This window comes from Pseudorhodobacter sp. (assembly GCF_030452865.1).
Lineage (GTDB): Bacteria > Pseudomonadota > Alphaproteobacteria > Rhodobacterales > Rhodobacteraceae > Pseudorhodobacter.
In genome coordinates, this window is the sequence record NZ_JAKDLJ010000396.1 from 1 (window position 1) to 3,242 (window position 3,242).

Sequence of the window (3,242 nt, forward strand, 5' to 3'; positions counted from 1 at the left end):
GGCCATCCATTTTGCCACCTCGGACAGCTTGGCGGCATAGGCGGTTATCTCGGCGCGGGGCAGTTTCGGGCGGTCGTTGACCGGGGTGGAAATATCACCCTGCACGGTGTTGGAGCATTCGGCATAGACCAGACAGGGCGATTCCAGCGCCACGAATTGCGCAACCTGCTGACGAATTGCGGCAATCTCGTCGGCAACCGAATTCACCATCAGGTTGCCAGAACACCAGCCGCCACAAAGCGCGATATCATTCGCCTCAAGAAAGCTGCGCAAGCCTTCCGTGTCCTGCGGCATCCGACGCCCCCGCTCCACCCCGGTATAGCCAATGGCGCGGGCCTCACGCAGGGCTTGTTCCATCGTAAAACCCGCTGTCAGATCGGGCAGATCGTCATTTTGCCACGCAATAGGAGAGATGCCGATTTTCACGCTCATGTCTGTTGTCCTTAATCTGCGCGCTGGGCGGTCTTGCTTTTATCATATGCTGCGCGGGCCTCATTCACCTGCTTGCGGCTGCTGACTTCCGGCACGGCCACATTCCACCACGTTCCGCCGTATTCGGTGCTTGGATAGGGGTCGGTCTCAATCACGATGACATAGGGGCCGGAAATATCACCACGTTCGGCCAAGGCGTCCTGCAACTCGCTGATCGACGCTACCTTGACCGAACTGGCCCCCATCGCTGCGGCATGGGCGGCAAAGTCGATAGAGGAGGGGTGCGCATGAACGGCGTGATCCAGCAGGTTGTTGAACTCGGCCCCACCTGTCGCGATTTGCAAGCGATTGATGCAGCCAAAACCACGGTTGTCGGTGATCACCACGGTAAAGCTGATCCCCATCATCGCCGCCGTCGCCAGTTCGGAATTGGCCATCATATAGGTGCCGTCGCCGGTAAAGCAGATCACATCGCGCGCAGGCTCCGCCATCTTGATGCCCATGGCACCGGCGATCTCATAGCCCATCGTGCTGAAGCCGTATTCCATATGGTAGCTGCCGGGATTTCCTGCTTTCCACAGCTTGTGCAACTCTCCCGGCATGGTCCCTGCGGCACAGATTACCACGGTGTTATCCAAGGCGACCCGCTGCACCGCACCAATCACCTGCATATCGGTGGGCAAGGCATTGCTGTCTGCGGGTGCATCGGTCAGTGGATCAACCTTGGCAAACCAATCGGCTTTCAGCGCCGGATCTGGGGCGTTAAAGTGGCGTTCTCCCATCGCCTGCGACAACGCCTCCAGCCCCGCATCGGCATCGGCACAGAGCGGCATTGCCCCATGTTTCATCGCATCATAAGCGTTCACGTTCAAACTGATCAGCTTGCGCCCCGGCTTGGAAAACAGTGACCATGAACCGGTGGTGAAGTCCTGAAACCGCGTGCCCACCCCCAGCACCACATCTGCGCGGGCACAGATGGCATTCGCGCTGGCCGCACCGGTCACGCCGACCGGCCCAAGGTTCAGCGGATGGTCCCAAGGCATTGCTGACTTGCCAGCCTGGGTCTCCACCACCGGAATCTTGTAGGTTTCAGCAAACCAGTTCAGCGCATGGAAGGCATCCGAGTAATGCACACCACCACCTGCAACGATCACCGGTGCGTGCGCCTTTGCCAGCAGCGCGGCTACGGCCTTGACCTCGGCCGGATCAGGATGCGAGCGGCGGATAGGCCAGACCCTTGGTGCGAAAAAGCTCTCCGGGTAATCATAGGCCTCGGCCTGCACATCCTGACAAAAGGCGAGCGTGACGGGGCCACAATCGGCGGGGTCGGTCAGGATGCGAAAGGCACGGGGCAGGGCGGTCAGCAAGTGTTCGGGCCGCGTGATGCGATCAAAATAGCGGCTCACCGGTTTGAAACAGTCATTCACCGAGACCGTGCCATCGGAAAAATCCTCCACCTGTTGCAGCACCGGGTCCGGCCCGCGACTGGCAAAGACATCACCGGGGATCAGCAAAACCGGCAAGCGGTTCACATGCGCAAGGGCCGCTGCCGTGACCATGTTCAGCGCCCCCGGCCCGATTGACGATGTGACCGCCATCGCCCGTTTGCGCCGTGATTGCTTGGCAAAGGCAATCGCCGCATGGGCCATGGTCTGCTCATTATGGCCGCGCCATGTCGGCAACACGTCCCTCACATGATAAAGCGCCTCACCGATGCCCGCGACATTGCCATGGCCGAAAATCGCCCAACATCCGGCGATGAACGGCTCGCCAGCCGCGTTTTTCTGCGCTGCAATATAGCGCACCATGGCTTGTGCCGCGGTCAGTCGGATTGTGTTGTTCATCGGGTTTCCTTTCCGGCGCGCGCCGCGTCCCAGATCCTGCAAAGTCGCGCAAATTTTTCGGCCATTGTCGCAACAGCAGCCTCGTCACTCAAGCCGCCTTGCATCCACGCCACCGCCGTTTCTCCAAAAATCGTGCGTCCAACGGCAAAGCCTTTGACCATCGGAAAGCGCGCAGCGATCTTGAAACTTTGCGCCAGTTTCTCCTCAGCCTCGCCCAATCCCAGAATGACAATGCCACGGGTGTTTGGATCATTGGCCATAATGGTTTGACAGGTGATGTCCCAGGCGGCATCGGTCAGCATCGGCTCCAGCTTCCACCAATCGGGAAAGACGCCCAAGTCATAAATGCGTTGGATGATCCGGGCGGTGGTGTCATCCGCAATCGGGCCAACCTTTGACGGGATCACCTCCAGCAGGAATTCCAGTCGGTTGCGGCGGCAAGCGGTGAACAGGCGTTGGATTGTCGCCTCTTGGTCGTCCCACATGGCGGCGGAGTCATCGGGGTGGCAAAAGCACAGCACCTTGACGACCTGATCACGCGGCCATTCGGACAAGCCGCCGAAATCCGTCCCGATGTCCGGCTCCAGCCGCAAGGGGCGCGATCCCGGCAATTCGACCGGGCGTCCAACCCAAAGGCCAGTTCCCGCTGCCTTGTAAAGCGCATCGCGGCCCAATCGCCCATCGCATAACAAACCATACCCCGCGCCCCCCGCTGCGACCTGTTCGGTGGCCTTCAGGCACAACTCCTTGAAACGGCCGATTTTGGCGGGGGTTGCGCCTTCAAGCTGTTCAAGCTGCGCCCGGTGATCATAGGCGAACACCCGCAGGTGCGGCCAATCCTGCGCCCGGTTTGTCGCCCAATGCACCTGTTCCAACGCCGCATCATTGCGCAGATCGGGGCGCTGGATCCCACGGTTGAAGAAAAACTGTAGCTCGTCCCAACTGGGATAGGCTGGGGTGCAACCA

General features: G+C 60.1%; 2 protein-coding genes and 1 pseudogene. All 3 read right to left on the reverse strand.

Annotated elements, in window-relative coordinates:
- Positions 1–432, reverse strand: a pseudogene (locus tag L0H65_RS16970) (myo-inosose-2 dehydratase); the annotation flags it as partial.
- Between the two features lie 11 nt (positions 433–443).
- Positions 444–2,276: a 3D-(3,5/4)-trihydroxycyclohexane-1,2-dione acylhydrolase (decyclizing) gene (gene iolD / locus L0H65_RS16975; RefSeq protein WP_301460408.1), complete on the reverse strand. Its 1,833-nt coding sequence runs from the start codon at positions 2,274–2,276 to the stop codon at positions 444–446.
- Positions 2,273–3,242: 2-deoxy-5-keto-D-gluconate 6-phosphate aldolase domain-containing protein (locus L0H65_RS16980; RefSeq protein WP_301460409.1), on the reverse strand; the 970-nt coding region annotated here is incomplete at its 5' end. The genes L0H65_RS16980 and iolD, both read right to left, overlap by 4 nt.

Coding starts and splice junctions, on each gene's coding strand:
- iolD (WP_301460408.1), bottom strand. CDS start 2,276: ATGAACAACACAATCCGACTGACCGCGGCACAAGCCATGGTGCGCTAT.